At 63.3% G+C, this 17977-nt stretch carries 23 protein-coding genes; 22 read left to right on the plus strand and 1 reads right to left on the minus strand.

The window, feature by feature from the left end; all coding sequences use genetic code 11:
* Position 1: 1 nt before the first annotated feature.
* The 7 genes from rplR (at position 2) to map (ending at position 4696) form a co-directional block, all read left to right on the plus strand.
* Positions 2 to 373, plus strand: coding sequence for a 50S ribosomal protein L18 (gene rplR / locus D4765_RS04750; RefSeq protein ID WP_136641112.1), 372 nt, complete (start codon positions 2 to 4; stop codon positions 371 to 373).
* A gap of 26 nt (positions 374 to 399) precedes the next feature.
* The gene (rpsE, locus tag D4765_RS04755) at positions 400 to 1089 is read left to right on the plus strand and encodes a 30S ribosomal protein S5 (protein ID WP_201799224.1); all 690 of its coding nucleotides are present in this window, start codon (positions 400 to 402) and stop codon (positions 1087 to 1089) included.
* Positions 1089 to 1274: a 50S ribosomal protein L30 gene (gene rpmD, locus D4765_RS04760; RefSeq protein WP_104242488.1), complete on the plus strand. Its 186-nt coding sequence runs from the start codon at positions 1089 to 1091 to the stop codon at positions 1272 to 1274. The genes rpsE and rpmD overlap by 1 nt, the downstream gene beginning before the upstream one ends.
* The gene (gene rplO / locus D4765_RS04765; protein WP_136641114.1) at positions 1274 to 1858 is read left to right on the plus strand and encodes a 50S ribosomal protein L15; all 585 of its coding nucleotides are present in this window, start codon (positions 1274 to 1276) and stop codon (positions 1856 to 1858) included. Before rpmD ends, rplO begins: the two co-directional genes overlap by 1 nt.
* A 94-nt stretch (positions 1859 to 1952) precedes the next feature.
* The gene (gene secY / locus D4765_RS04770; protein WP_136641115.1) at positions 1953 to 3275 is read left to right on the plus strand and encodes a preprotein translocase subunit SecY; all 1323 of its coding nucleotides are present in this window, start codon (positions 1953 to 1955) and stop codon (positions 3273 to 3275) included.
* On the plus strand, positions 3272 to 3862 hold the full coding sequence (locus tag D4765_RS04775) for an adenylate kinase (protein ID WP_136641116.1): 591 nt from the start codon (positions 3272 to 3274) through the stop codon (positions 3860 to 3862). Before secY ends, D4765_RS04775 begins: the two co-directional genes overlap by 4 nt.
* Before the next feature lie 3 nt (positions 3863 to 3865).
* Positions 3866 to 4696 (plus strand): type I methionyl aminopeptidase, encoded by an 831-nt coding sequence (gene map, locus D4765_RS04780; protein WP_136641117.1) that lies wholly within the window; start codon positions 3866 to 3868, stop codon positions 4694 to 4696.
* Between the two features lie 27 nt (positions 4697 to 4723).
* Here the strand turns inward: map and D4765_RS04785 are convergent, their stop codons facing one another.
* On the minus strand, positions 4724 to 6703 hold the full coding sequence (locus D4765_RS04785; RefSeq protein ID WP_136641118.1) for a BglG family transcription antiterminator: 1980 nt from the start codon (positions 6701 to 6703) through the stop codon (positions 4724 to 4726).
* Between the two features lie 144 nt (positions 6704 to 6847).
* On the opposite strand from D4765_RS04785, the gene D4765_RS19120 reads away from it, so the two are divergent.
* The 15 genes from D4765_RS19120 to rplM all read left to right on the plus strand — a co-directional run bounded on the left by D4765_RS19120 (position 6848) and on the right by rplM (position 17964).
* Positions 6848 to 7204 carry a PTS sugar transporter subunit IIB gene (locus tag D4765_RS19120; protein ID WP_161580358.1) on the plus strand — a complete coding sequence of 119 codons (357 nt, stop codon included), beginning with the start codon at positions 6848 to 6850 and terminating at the stop codon, positions 7202 to 7204.
* A complete protein-coding gene (locus D4765_RS04795; protein WP_136641119.1) occupies positions 7201 to 7470 on the plus strand; it encodes an HPr family phosphocarrier protein in 270 nt (89 codons plus the stop codon). Before D4765_RS19120 ends, D4765_RS04795 begins: the two co-directional genes overlap by 4 nt.
* 10 nt (positions 7471 to 7480) lie before the next feature.
* On the plus strand, positions 7481 to 9166 hold the full coding sequence (gene ptsP / locus D4765_RS04800; protein WP_136641120.1) for a phosphoenolpyruvate--protein phosphotransferase: 1686 nt from the start codon (positions 7481 to 7483) through the stop codon (positions 9164 to 9166).
* Between the two features lie 81 nt (positions 9167 to 9247).
* Positions 9248 to 10861: a PTS mannitol transporter subunit IIBC gene (locus D4765_RS04805; protein ID WP_136641121.1), complete on the plus strand. Its 1614-nt coding sequence runs from the start codon at positions 9248 to 9250 to the stop codon at positions 10859 to 10861.
* Between the two features lie 31 nt (positions 10862 to 10892).
* The gene (locus D4765_RS04810) at positions 10893 to 11333 is read left to right on the plus strand and encodes a PTS mannitol transporter subunit IIA (protein WP_136641122.1); all 441 of its coding nucleotides are present in this window, start codon (positions 10893 to 10895) and stop codon (positions 11331 to 11333) included.
* 26 nt (positions 11334 to 11359) lie between these two features.
* Positions 11360 to 12511 carry a mannitol-1-phosphate 5-dehydrogenase gene (locus D4765_RS04815; RefSeq protein ID WP_136641123.1) on the plus strand — a complete coding sequence of 384 codons (1152 nt, stop codon included), beginning with the start codon at positions 11360 to 11362 and terminating at the stop codon, positions 12509 to 12511.
* Positions 12512 to 12629: 118 nt separating this feature from the next.
* On the plus strand, positions 12630 to 12851 hold the full coding sequence (gene infA, locus D4765_RS04820) for a translation initiation factor IF-1 (protein WP_022883252.1): 222 nt from the start codon (positions 12630 to 12632) through the stop codon (positions 12849 to 12851).
* Positions 12852 to 12916: 65 nt separating this feature from the next.
* On the plus strand, positions 12917 to 13033 hold the full coding sequence (gene rpmJ / locus D4765_RS04825) for a 50S ribosomal protein L36 (protein ID WP_104242511.1): 117 nt from the start codon (positions 12917 to 12919) through the stop codon (positions 13031 to 13033).
* A gap of 172 nt (positions 13034 to 13205) precedes the next feature.
* Positions 13206 to 13580, plus strand: a complete 375-nt coding sequence (gene rpsM / locus D4765_RS04830) for a 30S ribosomal protein S13 (protein WP_136641124.1) — start codon at positions 13206 to 13208, stop codon at positions 13578 to 13580.
* Positions 13581 to 13655: 75 nt separating this feature from the next.
* Positions 13656 to 14054, plus strand: coding sequence for a 30S ribosomal protein S11 (rpsK, locus tag D4765_RS04835; RefSeq protein ID WP_136641125.1), 399 nt, complete (start codon positions 13656 to 13658; stop codon positions 14052 to 14054).
* 132 nt (positions 14055 to 14186) lie between these two features.
* Complete coding sequence (locus tag D4765_RS04840; protein ID WP_116283869.1) at positions 14187 to 15176, plus strand: DNA-directed RNA polymerase subunit alpha; 990 nt, start codon at positions 14187 to 14189, stop codon at positions 15174 to 15176.
* A 66-nt stretch (positions 15177 to 15242) separates the two neighbouring features.
* Complete coding sequence (gene rplQ, locus D4765_RS04845; protein ID WP_136641126.1) at positions 15243 to 15818, plus strand: 50S ribosomal protein L17; 576 nt, start codon at positions 15243 to 15245, stop codon at positions 15816 to 15818.
* A gap of 125 nt (positions 15819 to 15943) precedes the next feature.
* Complete coding sequence (locus tag D4765_RS04850) at positions 15944 to 16495, plus strand: Lrp/AsnC family transcriptional regulator (RefSeq protein WP_136641127.1); 552 nt, start codon at positions 15944 to 15946, stop codon at positions 16493 to 16495.
* Positions 16496 to 16508: 13 nt separating this feature from the next.
* A complete protein-coding gene (gene truA / locus D4765_RS04855; RefSeq protein ID WP_136641128.1) occupies positions 16509 to 17372 on the plus strand; it encodes a tRNA pseudouridine(38-40) synthase TruA in 864 nt (287 codons plus the stop codon).
* A gap of 145 nt (positions 17373 to 17517) precedes the next feature.
* Positions 17518 to 17964 (plus strand): 50S ribosomal protein L13, encoded by a 447-nt coding sequence (rplM, locus tag D4765_RS04860; protein WP_136641129.1) that lies wholly within the window; start codon positions 17518 to 17520, stop codon positions 17962 to 17964.
* Positions 17965 to 17977 lie beyond the last annotated feature (13 nt).

A 17977-nucleotide genomic window follows, 5' to 3' on the forward strand; every position in this document is an offset into this window, starting at 1 on the left:
CATGGCAACTGGAACTAGAGGCAAGAGCAAGGCTGCCGCACGCGGCCGCCGTCACGACCGTCTTCGCAAGAAGATCGAGGGTACCGAAGCGCGCCCCCGCCTGGTCGTCACCCGTTCGGCCCGCCACGTGTTCGTTCAGGTCGTCGACGACAGCAAGGGATTCACCCTCGCTTCGGCATCGACTCTTGAAGCAGACCTGCGTACCTTCGACGGCGACAAGTCGGCCAAGGCACGCAAGGTCGGCGAACTCGTTGCCGAGCGCGCCAAGGCTGCTGGCATCGAAGCAGTCGTATTCGACCGCGGTGGAAACCGTTACGCCGGTCGCGTCGCGGCTGTCGCCGACGGCGCCCGAGAGGGTGGGCTGGACCTGTGACCGACGAAAAAGCAAAGGAAGCTACCGTGGCAGACGCTACGAGCGCTGAGGTCCAGGCGACTGAGGCACCCACAACTGAAAGCACTGCAGCCGCCCAGAACGAGCCCCGCGAGGCTCGTCGTGGTGGCCGTGAGCGCAACCCGAACAAAGACCGCGGCGCACGCGACTCTGACAAGAGCCAGTTTCTTGAGCGCGTCGTGACCATCAACCGCGTGTCGAAGGTGGTGAAGGGTGGTCGTCGCTTCAGCTTCACCGCTCTCGTTGTCGTCGGCGACGGCAACGGTCTGGTCGGCGTCGGCTACGGCAAGGCCCGCGAGGTGCCTACCGCGATCTCCAAGGGCGTCGAAGAGGCGAAGAAGAACTTCTTCCGCGTTCCTCGCGTCGGCAACACCATTCCGCACCCCGTTCAGGGTGAAGCGGCTGCCGGTGTTGTACTGCTTCGCCCGGCTGCAGCAGGTACCGGTGTTATCGCCGGCGGCCCTGTTCGCGCCGTGTTGGAGTGCGCGGGCATCCACGATGTTCTGAGTAAGTCGCTCGGTTCGTCGAACACCATCAACATCGTTCACGCGACCGTTGAAGCGCTCAAGCAGCTCGAAGAGCCCCGCGCCGTGGCAGCACGTCGTGGCCTGACGCTCGAGCAGGTCGTGCCCGCACGTCTGCTTCGTGCCCAGGCTGACGCCGATTCGGCCGCCGCTCTCGCAAAGGCAGGTGCCTGATGGCTACGAGCCTCAAGATCACGCAGATCAAATCCAAGATCAGCGAAAAGCAAGACCAGCGCGACACCCTGCGTAGCCTCGGTCTTCACCGCATCGGCCAGTTCGTTGTGCGCGAAGACAACTCGCAGAACCGCGGCTATGTTCGCCACGTCGCTCACCTGGTGAAAGTCGAGGAGATTGACTAATGGCTGAAGAAACCACTGAGACCGTAGAAGCTACGGCTCCCAAGAAGGCAGCGGCCCCCAAAAAGGCTCCTGCTAAGAAGGCTCCGGCGAAGTCTGAAGCGGCCGTTGCGCCCGCCAAGACCGTTGCTGAGCCGGCTGTCGCCCGTGAGCAGGTGCTGAAGGTTCACCACCTCCGCCCCGCCGAGGGTGCGAAGAAGGCCCGCCAGCGCGTGGGCCGCGGTGAAGGTTCCAAGGGTAAGACTGCGGGCCGTGGTACCAAGGGCACGAAGGCGCGCTACAAAGTGCGCCTCGGGTTCGAGGGTGGCCAGATGCCGCAGCACATGCGTACACCGAAGCTGCGTGGGTTCAAGAACCCGTTCAAAATCGTGTACCAGGTCGTCAACCTCGACCGACTGGCCGAGCTGTACCCCACCGGCGGTGAGGTCACGATTGCTGACCTCGTGGCCAAGGGTGCCGTGCGCGACAACGAGAAGGTCAAAGTTCTCGGCGATGGGGATATCGCAGTCAAGTTGAACGTCACCGTCGACAAGGTCTCTGGCTCAGCTGAGCAGAAGATCGTTGCCGCGGGTGGCTCCGTCAAGTAAGACTGCACGCTTCGAGTAGAGTCTTCGTGGGAATTGTTTCCTGCGAAGACTCTGCTCGTGCACGTCTCGTAATTACCTAGCAGGAGGCCTTTTTTTGTTTAGAGCCGTCGGCAGGATTTTCCGTACTCCGGATCTCCGCCGGAAGATTCTGTTCACGCTCGGCATCGTGGCGATCTTTCGCCTCGGGTCGTTCATTCCTGCGCCCTTCGTTGACTTCGGCAACGTGCAGCAGTGCCTCGCAGCCAACCAGAACACGTCGGGTCTCTACGAGCTCGTCAACCTGTTCAGTGGTGGCGCCCTGCTGCAGCTGTCGATCTTCGCGCTCGGCATCATGCCGTACATCACGGCTTCGATCATCGTGCAGTTGCTGCGCGTGGTCATTCCTCACTTCGAAACCCTCTACAAAGAGGGTCAGGCCGGCCAGAGCAAGCTGACGCAGTACACGCGTTACCTCACCATTGCTCTGGGTGTTCTGCAGTCGACCACACTCATCACCGTTGCCCGCAGTGGCGCGCTCTTCGGTACGAGCACCACGACGCAGTGCACGCAGCTCATCTCGAACGACTCGTGGTACGCCATCATGCTGATGGTCGTCACCATGACCGCCGGCACCGGCCTCATCATGTGGATGGGCGAGCTCATCACCGAGCGCGGCATCGGCAACGGCATGTCGCTGCTGATTTTCACCTCGATCGCAGCCCGCTTCCCCGGCTCGCTCAGCGCCATCCAGCAGCAGCAGGGCATCGAGGTGCTGATCGTCGTCATCATCATCGGTATCGCCACAATGGCGCTGGTGGTGTTCGTGGAACAGTCCCAGCGGCGAATACCGGTGCAGTACGCCAAGCGTATGGTCGGCAGGCGAACGTACGGTGGCAACAACACGTACATTCCCATCAAGGTCAACATGGCTGGCGTTGTGCCCGTGATCTTCGCCTCGTCGCTGCTGTACCTGCCGGCGCTCATCGCGCAGTTCAACCAGCCTGCCGCCGGTCAAGAGCCTGCAGCCTGGGTGACGTGGGTCACGAACTACCTCACGAAGGGCGATCACCCGCTCTACATGCTGCTCTACTTCCTGCTCATTGTCGGGTTCACCTACTTCTACGTTGCGATCACCTTCAACCCTGAAGAGGTCGCCGACAACATGAAGAAGTACGGCGGGTTCATCCCGGGCATCCGTGCCGGTCGCCCCACGGCTGAGTACCTCGACTACGTGCTCACTCGCATCACCCTGCCGGGTTCTATCTACCTCGGGTTGATCGCGCTCATACCGCTCGCAGCTTTCTCGCTGATCGGTGCGAACCAGAACTTCCCGTTCGGTGGGGCCTCGATTCTCATCATCGTCGGTGTCGGTCTCGAGACCGTGAAACAGATCGACTCGCAGTTGCAGCAGCGGCACTACGAAGGTCTCCTGCGGTGACGAGGCTTCTGCTCATCGGGCCTCCCGGTGCTGGCAAGGGCACCCAGGCGGTTCGGCTGTCGGAGGCATGTGCTGTTCCGGCCATCTCGACGGGCGACATTTTTCGCTCGAATGTGTCAGAGGGCACGGAGCTCGGTGTGAAAGCGAAGGCGTTCATGGATGCCGGGCGCTATGTTCCCGACACCCTCACGAACGATCTGGTGCGAAGTCGGCTGCACGAGGCCGACGTCGCGGGTGGGTTCCTGCTCGACGGGTACCCCCGTACGGCGGCCCAGGTCGACGAACTCGACGACATCCTCGCAGCCGGCGGCCACTCGCTCGACGTTGTGGTGCTGCTGGTGGCCGACTCCGATGAGATCGTCTCGCGACTGTCGAAACGTGCTCTCGAGCAGGGTCGCAGCGACGATACCGAGGAAGTGATTCGTCACCGCCTCGATGTCTACGAGGAGCAGACGGCCCCGCTCATCGACATCTATTCGAATCGTGGGCTGGTAGTCGAGGTTGACGGGCTGGGCAGCGTCGACGAGGTCACCGCTCGCATCACGGCGGCACTCGACGAGCGCGGTATTGCGCTCGTACTGAACTGAGCTATGGCCTTTCGCAAGTCGTTCTACAAGTCGCCGGCTGAACTTCGCCTGATGGTCGAACCCGGGCTCGTCACGCTGGCGTCTCTCGACGCCGTCAGGGCTGCGATTCGCCCGGGCGTGACCACTCTCGATCTCGACGGAATTGCTGAAGCGGCTATCCATGCCCTGGGTGGGGTCTCGAACTTCAAGATGGTGCCGGGGTATCGGCACACCATCTGCGCCTCGGTGAACGACGATGTCGTGCACGGTATCCCGAACTCGAGACCGCTCGAACCCGGCGACATCGTGTCGATCGACTCGGGAGCCGACGTTGGCGGCTGGAGCGGTGACTCTGCGATCACGGTGGTGGTTCCCGACGCGAGCAGGCCCGAGATGGTCGCCGCACGCCAGAACCTGAGTGACGTGACCGAAGGTTCGCTGTGGCACGGCATCGCCCGGCTTGCTGTGGCGCGGTATCTCAATGAGGTCGGCGAGGCCATTGAAGACTTCGTCGAGTCGCAGGGAACCTATGGCATTCTGACCGACTACATCGGTCACGGCATCGGGCGCAGCATGCACGAAGAGCCGCCGGTGTTCAACTACCGGGTTCGTGCGAGGGGCCCTGAGGTGAAGCCAGGTCTGGTGGTGGCGATCGAGCCCATGATCACGGCCGGCACCATCGAGACGATCACCCGAGACGACGACTGGACCGTGGCGACAGCCGACGGCAGTATGGCGTCGCACTGGGAGCACTCCGTAGCGGTGCACCGCGACGGAATCTGGGTGCTGACGGCTGCCGACGGTGGGGCATCCGGTCTCGCCGCATTCGGCATCACACCGGTGCGCCCGGCCTGACGAGGCAGATCAGCCTGACGAGCGGGTTCAGGAGTCCATGAGGTGCACGAGTTCTTCGATGAACGACGTGAACGTCAGTGACCCCTTGATGAGCTGCTGAACGTCGTCGTGATCGGAGAAGACCTCGACGAACTGGTCGAAAATCGTCTGGAACGAGCTGCGGCCGGCGTTGCTGAACGCCACGAGAGCGATGACATTCACCCTGTTCTCGCCCCACGGCACCGGGGTCTCGTTCACGGCGATGGCGATGGCGGTCGAATTTGCCGTCATGAGCATCGAGTGCGGCACCGCCACCGAGTCGGTGAAGGCGGTCGACGACATGCGCTCACGGTCGAGAGCGGCGTCGATGTAGCCCTGATCGACGATGCCCTGCTCGAGCAGGCGTGACCCCAGCTGCTGGATCATGGCGAACTCGTCGGGTGCCTCGAGGTTTCGAACGAACAGTTCTTCGCTGAAGTAGAGCAGCAGGCTGTCTTTCAGCTGCGTGCGCCGCTGAACCCGGCGAACCCGGCTCACCGCTTTGCGCACGTTGTCGATGTCGGTGTCGGTCAGAAACGGCTGAACCAACACGGCGTTGTCGCCGAGCGCGAGGGTCGGCACCGTGGTGATGAGCAGATCGGTGCTGATCGCTGAGCGATCGATGTCGGTTCGCGTGATGATCTTGTCGACCCGCACGTCATCGCCGAGCGCCCGCTCGAGGCGCCGCAGCATCATGAGGTGGATGTCGTAGTAGTTCGGAAACACGAGGGTGCACGTGACCATCTCTTCGCGTCGGGCCTGCCGCTCGAGGTGCGATCCCACGTGTAGTGCGATGTACGCGATCTCGTCGTCGTTGATGGTGATCGACTCTTTGCGGGCGATCTCGCTGGCGATGAACACTGCGAGTTCGTAGGTCATCGGGTACGAGCTCTTGATCGAGCGGGTCATGGGGTTTCGCGAGAACGAGCTCACCTTCGCCCGAGCCACGAGGTTGCGCACGTGCAGAGCGAGCCGCACGGTGAACTCATCGTTGTCGAGGTCGATGAGGTACTGCTCGCTGGCCTGCCGGGCGACCTGGCGAATGAACGCGACATCGTCGGTGAGACCGAGTTCGTCGGTCTGCGCGTCGATCGGCAGATCGTGCCCCGGGGTGATGACTCGTGTGGTGAGCAGCAGCACGAGGTGGTCGAGGTCTGCGTCGGGCAGTGACAGTGTGAAGTGGCGGTCGACGAGGGTCAGGATGCCCTCAGCCAGGTCGCCGCGCTCAGGCGCCGTCGCTGATCCCGTCGCTGTCGCCGAACCTGTCGTTGTAGCCGATCCTGTCGTTGTCGCCGACTCGAGAAAGCGGTCTTTCGAGATGCGATCGACCGCGATCGCCACATGCAGCAGCACGCTGTCGAGACCGTACTCGTTGACGAAGTAGCCGGCGCCATCGAGCAGCGCGATCAGATCGGTTTTGAACGTCTTCAGGTTCTCAGAGTCGAACGCGGTCTGAATGCTGTCGACTTCGACAAAACCCCGAACGCTCTCTGCCCTGAACAGCCGACTGATCAGGCCGCGACGACTCTGCTCGCTACCGGCGACCGTGACGCGGCTGCCCTGTCGGGCCACGGTGAGGGCCGACTCGTCGAACAGTGTCTTCGCCTTGCGGAGGTCTGCTTCGATGGTCGACTCGCTCACAAAGAGGCTGTCGGCGAGTTCGTGCACATCGAGACCGTCGGCCGCGTCGATGAGCCGCCGAACGATGACGGCCAACCGGTCTTTCGGCGTCTCATTCTCACTGCTCGAAACCGACCCGCGGGCGACAGCACGGGCGGCGACGAACGCCGCATAGGCGGTGCGGTTCAGCCGGTAACCCTCCGCCGACGAACTGATGATGTCGAGCGGTTCGGCAGCCGATTTGGCCGAAGTGACGTACGTTCTGACGCTGCGGGTGGTGACGCCCAGACGGTCGGCAAGCTGGCCCGAGCTGACCCAGCCGTCAGAGCCGGCGAGATAGTCGAGGAGTTGCTGGCGTCGATCAGTCATTGGGGTAACTCTAAGCAGGTTTCCGCGGGTGCGGAAATTTTTGTGGTGGAAGCCCGCGCCCCAAGCGAAGACACTTACATCTGTACAGAGAACTTCGGGTGGCCGAAAGGCAGCCCAGCACGATCGCGCAAGGAGGCGAGAGACGTGAAGAACATTCTTGTCGTGTGCGGCGCCGGAGCGTCGAGCACGTTTCTCGCGCACAGCATGCGCAAAGCCGCCACATCGCGCCACCTCGAGGTCACCATCACTGCCGCCAGCCAAGACACTCTCGTCTCGAGCCTCGCCGGCATTCACGCACTCCTGGTCGGGCCGCACCTCGCCGCCGACTTCGAAGCGCTTCGCGATACGGCGGCACTGCACGGCGTTCGGGCGGCGCTCCTGCCCGAAACCGTGTTCAGCGCGGGTGGCCAGAACAGTGCCCTCGACCTCGCCGTCTCACTGCTGCTGCCGGCCCCCGCTTCATTCGCCCCTGCCCCGTCAACATTCAAGGAACAGTCATGACCGAACGAACCGCCCTGATCGCCTCTTCGCACGGCCTGCACGCGCGGCCGGCCTCACTCTTCACCCAGGCCGTGGCCAAATCAGGTGCGAAAGTGACCATCGCAAAGGCCGAAGGCAAGGCTGTGAACGCGGCAAGTATTCTGGGCGTCATCTCGCTCGGCATCGAGAACGGTGACACGGTCACCCTCAGCACCGATTCCGCCGAGGCCACCAGCGTGCTCGATGACCTCGTCGGCATGCTCGAGCGCGACCTCGACGCCGAGTAGCGAGCACACCATGTCGACTCACACTCTCACGGCCCGGTTGCACGGCGCCGGCATCGGTCGCGGCCTGGCCGTCGGCCGGGTGCTCCGGATGCCCGATCCTCTGCCAGAACCGGCCACCACTGCCTCGACGCTCACCGCAGCGGCTGAGCTCACCCGGGCATCCACTGCCCTTGCTGCCACCGCCGTCGACATTCGTGACCGTGGCGCTCGGGCCGGCGGCGCCGCGCGTGACGTGCTCGAGGCGCAGGCGTTCATGGCCGAAGACCCGACCCTCGAGGCCGACGTCGAGGCGCGCCTCGAGACCGGTCTCACTGCCGAGCGTGCGGTGTACGAGGCATTCGCGAGTTTTCGCGACCTGCTGCTGAACATGGGCGGCTACATGGGGGAGCGGGCGACCGATCTGAACGATGTGTCGCAGCGCGTCGTCGCGCACCTGCAGGGAGTGAAGGCGCCGGGCATCCCCAACCCCGACTACCCTTTCGTGCTGGTCGCCCGTGATCTCGCACCGGCCGACACGGCGCTGCTCGACCTCGACAAGGTTCTGGCACTCATCACGAGTGATGGTGGCCCCACCTCGCACACCGCCATTCTTGCCCGTGACAAGGCCATTGTCGCCGTCGTGGGCGTTTCTGGGGCGCTCGAGCTGGCCGAGGGTGAGACGGTCATCGTCGACGCCTCGACCGGAACCGTCACGAGCGCACCCAGTGCAGACGAAGTGGCGGCGGCAGAGACGACCCGCGCCGAACGCCTCGCCCGGCCGGCCGCGCCGACAGGCGCAGGTGCCTTGGCCGACGGAACGAGCATCCCGCTGCTGGCAAACCTCGGTTCGGCCGACGCAGCGGCTGACGCCGTGGCGAAGGGCGCCGAAGGGGTTGGCCTTTTTCGTACCGAGTTTCTGTTTCTCGATGCGCAGTCGGCGCCGACGGTAGAAGCTCAGCAGGAGCAGTACACCCGTCTGCTCGCTGCGTTCCCCGGCAAGAAGGTCGTCGTCAGGGCGCTCGATGCCGGCGCTGACAAGCCGTTGAGTTTCTTGAACGACTCAGCCGAAGAGAACCCGGCGCTCGGTCTTCGCGGGCTGCGGGCCTTGCGTGCGAACGAGCAGATTCTGCGCGACCAGCTCACAGCCCTCGCCAACGCCGATGCCGAAACCGAGGCTGACCTCTGGGTGATGGCTCCGATGGTGTCGACGGTCGAGGAGACGCGGTACTTCACCGCCCTCGGCCGCGAACTCGGGCTCAAGACGCTCGGCGTGATGGTGGAGGTGCCGTCGGCCGCCCTCCTCGCCGACCGCATCCTCGCCGATGCCGACTTCGCCAGCATCGGTACGAACGACCTCACCCAGTACACGCTCGCCGCAGACCGGTTGCTCGGTTCGGTCGCCGCGCTCCAAGACCCGTGGCACCCTGCGGTTCTCCGCCTGGTGGGCGAGGTCGGCCGCGCCGGCCAGACCCTCGGCAAGCCGGTGGGAGTCTGCGGTGAAGCCGCGGCCGACCCTTTGCTCGCGGTCGTTCTGGTGGGTCTCGGCGTGACCACGCTGTCGATGTCGCCCGCGGCGCTGTCAGATGTACGCGCCGAGCTTCTGCTTCACACCCTTGACGAGGCGAAGGCGTTCGCGCTCACCGCGCTCGCCGCCAATTCGGCCTTCGAAGCCCGAGCTGCGGTACTCGAGGCGCAGGCCGCACAACGTGACACCTAGCGGGGCGCGCGTGTGCGCCCGAGCATCCATCACCCAACCCAGCACCACCAACACTCACAGAGTCAGAAAAGGAGAGAGGCAATGACAACGTTGTCACAACCAGCGGCGGGCAGTGCGCCCGCCACCAAGGGAGGCGGGCGCGTCGCGGTTCAGCGATTCGGCACCTTCCTGAGCGGCATGATCATGCCCAACATCGCGGCATTCATCGCGTGGGGCCTCATCACCGCCGTGTTCATCCAGACCGGCTGGCTTGCCCAGTTCGGCATTCTGGTGCCGGCCATCGGTGGGTTCCCGAGTGCTGACGGCACGCTGAACATCGGGCTCGTCAGCCCGATGATCACGTACCTGCTGCCACTGCTCATCGCCAACACCGGTGGCCGGATGATCTACAGCACCCGAGGCGGCGTGATCGCGGTCATCGCCACCATGGGTGTCATCGTGGGCAGCTCGGTTCCGATGTTCATCGGCGCCATGATCATGGGCCCGCTCGCAGCATGGCTCATGAAGCAGGTCGACAAGCTGTGGGCCGGCAAGATCCGCCCCGGTTTCGAGATGCTCGTCGACAACTTCTCGGGCGGTATTCTCGGTGCCCTGCTGGCCGTCGGTGCGTTCTACCTGATCGCCCCGGTCATCACCGGCCTCAGCAACGCCCTCGAGACCGCAGTGAACTGGCTCGTCAGCGCCGGCCTTCTGCCGCTCGCATCGATACTGGTCGAGCCCGGAAAGGTGCTCTTCCTGAACAACGCCATCAACCACGGCGTGTTCACCCCCCTGGGCGTGCAGCAGGTGCAGGAGTCGGGCAAGTCGATTCTGTTCCTCATCGAGGCCAACCCCGGCCCCGGCCTCGGCATTCTGACGGCGTTCGCGCTGTTCGGTGTCGGCCTGTCGAAGTCGAGTGCTCCCGGCGCCATCATCATCCAGTTCCTGGGTGGTATTCACGAGATCTACTTCCCGTACGTTCTCATGAAGCCCCTCGTCATCATCGGCGCGATTCTCGGTGGCATGACCGGCGTGTTCGTCAACGTGATCTTTCACACCGGTCTGCGGGCTCCTGCGTCTCCTGGGTCGATCTTCGCCATTCTGATAGAGACGGCACCTGACAGTTATGTGGGCGTCATTCTCTCGGTGATAGCTGCCGCCGCCGTGTCGTTCATCGTCACCGGCATCATTCTGCGGGCCAGCCGCAAGCGCGATCTGGCCAGCGAGAACGCTGGTGACCTGAGCGCCGCCATCGCCCAGACCGAGGCCAACAAGGGCAAGGCGAGCTCCGTGCTCGGCCGCCTGCAGGCCGACGGGCTCGCCGATGAGAAGGATGCCCTTCTGAACGTTGGTACCTATGCCGGTGCCGACACGGTCGAAGAGATTCAGCGCAGCCAAGAGGCACAGGGCCGGGCAGCCGTGCACAACATCGTGTTCGCCTGCGACGCCGGAATGGGCTCGAGCGCTATGGGTGCCTCGGTTCTTCGAAACAAGATCAAGAAGGCCGGCATCGCTGACGTTACTGTGGTGAATAAGGCGATCAGCAACCTGACCGACGACATCGACCTTGTGATCACACACCAGGATCTGACGGCGCGGGCCAGGGAGAAGACGCCGAGTGCAGAGCACTTCTCGGTCGACAACTTCATGTCGAGCCCGAAGTACGACGAGATCGTCGCGCTGCTGCAGCGTCAGAGTGAAACGGAAAAGGCGTAACAAACGCCGGATAGAGGAAGTCACAGTTCTCATGAGCGAAAACGTATTGAGTCTCACGTCGATCAAGATCAACGGAACGGCCAAAACCAAGGATGAGGCGATCGCCGAGGCGAACGATCTACTCCTGGCAGCCGGCGCGGTTTCGGGCGGCTATCTCGCCTCGATGCGTGAGCGCGAAACCTCGGTTTCGACGTACATGGGCAACTACCTGGCTATCCCGCACGGCACGAACGAGGGCAAAGACGAGATTCTCGCGTCAGCGCTCTCGTTCGTGCGGTACTCCAAACCGATCGACTGGAATGGAGAAGAGGTGCGCTTCGTGGTCGGCATCGCCGGCAAAGACGGCGGGCACCTCGACCTGCTCAGCAAGATCGCCATCATCTTCAGCGATGAAGACGAGGTCGAGAAGCTGCTGCACGCGCCGAGCGACGAAGCGATCTACGCGCTGCTGTCGCAGGTTAACGAAGACTGACAACCACCCAAGTAAGGAAGCACCACGTGAAAGCCGTTCATTTCGGAGCAGGAAACATCGGTCGAGGGTTTGTCGGGCTGATCCTGCACAACGCCGCATATGAAGTGGTTTTCGCCGACGTCAACGCGGAGCTGATCGATGCGCTCGCCTCGAGCACCAGTTATCAGGTGTTCGAGGTGGGCATGTCGCCCCGCACGTGGACGGTCGACAACTATCGCGCCCTCAATAGTGCGACACACGAGGCCGAGGTGGTGGCCGAGATCGCCACAGCCGACATCGTGACGACGGCCGTGGGCCCGAACATCCTGCGTTTCGTCGCCCCAGTCATCGGGCGGGCACTGCAGGCGCGCTCGGCTGACCTGCCGCCGCTGCAGGTGATGGCCTGCGAGAATGCCATCAACGCAACGGATGCTCTGCGGGGGCACATCGTGGCCTCGCTCGGTGCCGACGCCTTCGCCGAGGTCGAGGCGAAAGCGATCTTCGCGAACACCGCCGTCGACCGCATCGTTCCCGGTCAGGCTCCGGATGCCGGGCTCGACGTCACCGTTGAGGACTTCTTCGAGTGGGCCATCGAGAGCCCGCCGTTCGGCGGCGCCGTGCCCCAGATCGCCGAAGCTCACTTCGTGCCCGACCTGGCGCCGTATATCGAGCGCAAACTCTTCACCGTGAACACCGGCCACGCAGCGACGGCCTACCTGGGCTACGAGCACGGTGTGGCAACGATCGCCGAAGCAATCAGCGTTCCCGAGATCTTCACTGCCGTGAAGGCGGTCTTGCACGAGACGCGCGATCTGCTCGTCGAGAAGCACGAGTTCAACGAGGCGGTGCAAGAGACGTACCTCGAGAAGAACCTCGCGCGCTTTGCCAACCCGTACCTGCCCGATACGGTCGACAGGGTCGGCCGCGCGCCGCTTCGAAAGCTCAGCCGCACCGAACGCTTCATCGGGCCGGCTTCGCAGCTGGCCGAACGCGGCGTCGAACCCGTAGCGCTGCTCGAAGCCGTGCGTGCTGCACTGCGGTTTGACTTTGCCGGTGACGAAGAGGCCGTCGAGTTGCAGGGCATTCTGGCGACACTGGGCGCCGCCGAGGCGACGGAACGCATCACCGGTCTCGGTGCTGAGCATCCGCTCTTCGAAATGGTACGGCGCGTCGTCGTGTCGGTGCAGTCGAACGCATAAGCGCGGGTAATATACACCCGCTTTTGTGCTAGGCTCGATCTTTGGTGTCTCGGGGCTGTTTCAGCGCGCCGACATCGAACGCACGACCAGCAATCAATTACTTATACGTTAGCGAGTTATGGCAAAAAAAGACGGTGTCATCGAGATCGAGGGCGCAGTGGTCGAGGCTCTTCCCAATGCGATGTTTCGTGTTGAGTTGACCAACGGACACAAAGTTCTTGCCCACATTTCGGGCAAGATGCGACAGCACTACATTCGCATCCTCCCTGAGGACCGCGTGATCGTGGAGCTCAGCCCCTACGACCTCACCCGGGGCCGAATCGTTTATCGCTACAAGTAACGAGCGCTGGAAAGTAACGGCTGGCCGCACACGGCCAGTACGAAGACAGCGATAGGAAAAGAACAATGAAGGTCAACCCCAGCGTCAAGCCGATCTGTGAGCACTGCCGCGTCATTCGTCGCAACGGCAACGTCATGGTCATCTGCAAGTCGAACCCGCGCCACAAGCAGCGCCAGGGCTAAGCAGCAGAAACAAAGGTTTTGAGAAGCGCCTGTCGCTTCTCAAACAGCAAGCACAGATAGCAGGGCCAGAAACTTGGCTGTCTCGCGAGAGGCGGTCGGGGGACACCCGCGGTTGGAGGCCGCGGCACAGGCACTGCTACAGACCTCCACTCACTAACAGGAGCATGCCACCATGGCACGTATTGCAGGAGTAGACATTCCGCGCGAAAAGCGCGTGGAGGTCGCACTTACGTACATCTACGGCGTCGGCCGCACGAGGGCCCTCAAAACCCTCGCCGACACCGAAATCTCGGGCGACGTTCGCGTCAAAGACCTCACTGACGAGCAGCTGCTTGCACTCCGCGAGCACATCGAAGGCGAGTACAAGGTAGAGGGTGACCTCCGCCGCGAGGTTGCAGCAGACATTCGCCGCAAGGTCGAAATCGGCAGCTACCAGGGTATTCGCCACCGTCGCGGCCTTCCGGTTCACGGCCAGCGCACCAAGACCAACGCTCGCACCCGCAAGGGCCCGAAGCGCACCGTTGCAGGCAAGAAGAAGGCCCGATAGCCAACACTTCTGTCGCCCAGGGCCACCGCCCGGGTTTCAGCTGAGGCATCGCCATAAACGTTTTAGGAGAACATCATGGCAGCACCAAAATCGGCCGCTCGTAAGCCGCGTCGTAAAGAGAAGAAGAACGTTCCCGTGGGCCAGGCCCACATCAAGTCGACGTTCAACAACACCATCGTGACCATCACCGACCCGTCGGGCGCAGTGCTGAGCTGGGCTTCGTCAGGAACCGTCGGCTTCAAGGGTTCGCGCAAGTCGACCCCGTTCGCCGCGCAGCTCTCTGCCGAGTCTGCTGCCCGCCAGGCGCAGGAGCAGGGTGTCAAGAAGGTCGACGTCTTCGTCAAGGGCCCCGGCTCGGGCCGCGAGACCGCGATCCGTTCACTTCAGGCCGCTGGCCTCGAGGTGGGTTCGATCAACGACGTCACCCCGCAGGCGCACAACGGTTGCCGCCCGCCCAAGCGTCGCCGCGTATAACCGATTCCTTTCGTGCCCCAGCGGCGTGACGCACTGGTTGCGTCACGCCGCTGAGGCCGTTCACCTTCGAAAACTCAAAACCTCGCAAACGCGGGTGTCATATAGCGGACACCTGGCTGAAAGGAATCAACAGTGCTTATTGCACAGCGTCCAACGCTCACAGAAGAAAACATCTCCGAGTTCCGTTCGCGGTTCGTCATCGAGCCGCTCGAACCCGGCTTCGGTTACACCCTCGGCAACTCCCTTCGTCGCACCCTGCTCTCGTCGATCCCGGGAGCGGCTGTCACGAGCATCCGTCTCGACGGCGTTCTGCACGAGTTCAGCACCATCCCCGGTGTGAAAGAAGACGTCACCGAGATCATCCTGAACATCAAGGGCCTCGTCGTCTCGAGCGAGCACGACGAGCCGATCACGGCCTACCTTCGCAAGCACGCGTCGGGCCAGGTCACGGCCGCCGACATCTCTGCTCCTGCCGGCGTCGAGATCCACAACCCCGAGCTGGTCATCGCCACCCTGAACGACAAGGCGAAGTTCGAGCTCGAGCTCATCATCGAGCGTGGCCGCGGCTACGTCTCGTCGACCCAGAACCGCAGCGAGTTCAGCGAAGCCGGTCAGATTCCGATCGACTCGATCTACTCGCCCGTGCTCAAGGTCACCTACCGCGTCGAGGCAACTCGTGCCGGTGAGCGCACCGACTTCGACCGCCTCGTGGTCGATGTCGAGACCAAGCCGGCCATCACGCCTCGCGACGCGATTGCCTCGGCTGGTCGCACCCTGACCGAGCTGTTTGGTCTGGCGCGCGAGCTCAACACTGCTGCCGAGGGCATCGAGATCGGCCCGGCTCCTGTCGACGCCGTGCTCTCGAGCGAACTCGCCGTGCCGATCGAAGACCTCGATCTGTCGGTTCGTTCGTACAACTGCCTCAAGCGCGAGGGTATCAACACGGTCAGCGAGCTCGTTGCGCTGAGCGAGACCCAGCTCATGAACATCCGTAACTTCGGTCAGAAGTCCGTGGATGAGGTCAAAGACAAGCTCGTTGAGCTTGGTCTGTCGCTGAAAGATACTGTGCCCGGCTTTGACGGTGCACACTTCTACGGCGGCTACGACGACGAGAACATCTAACCCCCACTTGTCTTCGCTTCGGCCCCGGCCGAACTGATTCACGACTCACTCACTGGAGAATACGAAATGCCTACCCCCACTAAAGGGCCCCGCCTCGGCGGCGGGCCGGCGCACGAGCGCCTGCTTCTTGCGAACCTGGCTGCGGCCCTGTTCACGCACAAGAGCATCAAGACCACCGAGACGAAGGCCAAGCGCCTTCGCCCCGTGGCCGAACGCCTGATCACGTTCGCCAAGCGCGGCGACCTGCATGCTCGTCGACGGGTTCTCGCCACCATCGGTGACAAGAGCGTCGTTCACGAGCTCTTCACTGAGATCGCCCCCCTGGTCGCCGAGCGTGAGGGCGGCTACACCCGCATCACGAAGCTCGGTTTCCGCAAGGGTGACAACGCTTCGATGGTGCAGATCGAGCTCGTTCTCGAGCCCGTGACCCCGAAGGTGCGCTCGACCCGTGCAACGAGCTCGGCTGCCGCCGCGCCCGCTGTGTCGGTCGACGAGCCCGTCGTGGCCGAAGCCGACGCCGAAGTGCCCGTTGAAGAGACCGACACGGTCGAGACCAGCGAGCCCATCGCCGACGAGGCGCCCTCAACTGAGGCCGCCGAGGTCGAGGCAGACGCCGCTGAGAAGGCTGACGACGCCAAGTAGCAGCGCCCGAAGCTCACGCTTCACTGAAACCCCGGTAGCCCGTTGTGGCCACCGGGGTTTTTTGTTGCCGCATGAGGCGACGAATGCTCACATAATGAAAGCTCGGGGCCAATCGTGGAGTATCAATGAAAAAACGTAATCCGTTCTCGAGCTATGTCGGCGCGCGCTTCGAGCAGCCCGAGGTAGACCTCGACAGCAGAGACATCGCACTGCTGCGCGAGCTGTCGCGTGACTCGAGACAGTCGCAGCGGGCGCTCAGCCGAAAAGTCGGTATGTCACCCCCGGCCGTGGCGGAGCGCCTGGCACGGTTCGAGCGAACCGGGGTGGTGAAGCAGTATTCGGTCGCCATCGACTGGGAGCGCCTGGGCCTCGGCGTTGTCGCCATCGTCAATCTCACCCTGCGGCCCGCGCAAGACCGCCAGGCGGTGGTCGACGCGCTCACCGCGATGGTCGAACTCGAGCAGCTCACCGTTGTGACGGGCCGATACGACCTCACTGCGCGTTTTCGTATCGCTGACCAGGGCCATCTTCGCGAACTGATTCTCGACCGCATTCCTGAGCTTCCGGGTATTCTGCGAACAGAAACGCTGCTGGGGCTTGGTACTGTCGACACCGACGACTTTGCATGTCGTATTTTCGACACACTTCCGGCCGACGGCGAATCGGTCGCTGTTTGAGAGGTTCAGGGCAGTGCGGGTACGGTTCGATCTGGCGTATGACGGCACCGAGTTCGCCGGGTGGGCACGCCAGCCGGGGCTCCGCACGGTTCAAGGCGAGGTTGAGAAGGCGCTGAAGGCTCTCTACTCGGGGCTCGGCGAGCTGCCCAACCTTGTCGTGGCGGGGCGCACTGATGCCGGAGTGCATGCCCGTGGCCAGGTGGCTCACCTCGATCTGACGGCCGAGCAGGCCTCGAAGATCGAGGTGAGCCGCATCGCCCTCAGCGTGAATGGCGTGCTGGGGCGGCGCACCGACATTGTCGTTCGCCAGACCTCGGTGGCCGACGAAGGGTTCGATGCCCGCTTCTCGGCGCTCTGGCGGCACTACGAATACCGCATCGCCGACACGCTGCTTGCTCGAAATCCGCTGACCCGGCACAACACGGCATGGACGACGAAGGTGTTGAACATCGATGCCATGCAGGAGGTCTGCGCCGAACTGCTGGGGTTGCACGACTGGGCAGCTTTCTGCAAGCCGAGGCCGTTCGCCACGACCATCCGCACTCTGCAGTACTTCGAATGGAAGCGGGACGCCGACGGTGTGGTCTCTGCCACTGTGACAGCCGATGCGTTCTGTCACAGCATGGTGCGGGCTCTTGTGGGGGCGTCTGTGGCTGTGGGTGAGGGGCGGCTCGGCGTTGCCGAGGTGGTCGGGCTCCGCGAGGCGCTCGAGCGCACCAGCGCCTTCAAAGTGATGCCGGCTCGAGGGCTGACTCTGATGGAGGTGGGCTACCCCGATGCCGCAGGCCTCGCGCGGCGAGCAGAGGAGACGCGCGCACGCCGCAGCCGCGAGGCCGTCGCCGCCCAGCGACTGGCGAGAGTGGCAGAAATAGGCTAGTCTCGACCTTTGGTGTGCATCAGCAATCTGTGCCGCCCGAAGTTGAGCCCTCCACCGGCACGTTCGCCCGTTTCTTGCGGTGCAGAACCTGCCACGGAGCGGGATTTCACGAACACCTCATTTCGACCAAGAAAGCACTATCACTGTGACGCGTACCTATTCTCCCAAAGTGAGCGAACTCGTTCGCAATTGGGTCATCATCGATGCGACTGACGTCGTGCTGGGCCGCCTTGCGAGCCACGCAGCGATCATCCTTCGCGGCAAGAACAAGCCCACCTTCAGCCCGCACCTCGACGGTGGCGACTTCGTCATCATCATCAACGCCGAGAAGGTCGCACTGACCGGCTCGAAGGCGCTGCAGAAGAAGGCCTACCGCCACTCGGGTTACCCGGGCGGCCTCTCGGCGGTCACCTACGCCGAGCTGTTGGAGAAGAACCCCACCCGCGCCGTCGAAAAGGCGATCCGCGGCATGCTGCCCAAGAACTCGATCGGCCGTTCGCAGCTGACCAAGCTCAAGGTGTACACCGGCACTGAGCACCCTCACGCTGCTCAGCAGCCCGTTCCCTACACGTTCGACCAGGTCGCGCAGTAGCGCTCGCCGGTCA

The sequence above is a fragment of the Subtercola vilae genome, assembly GCF_004923255.1.
Taxonomy (GTDB): Bacteria; Actinomycetota; Actinomycetes; order Actinomycetales; family Microbacteriaceae; genus Subtercola; species Subtercola vilae.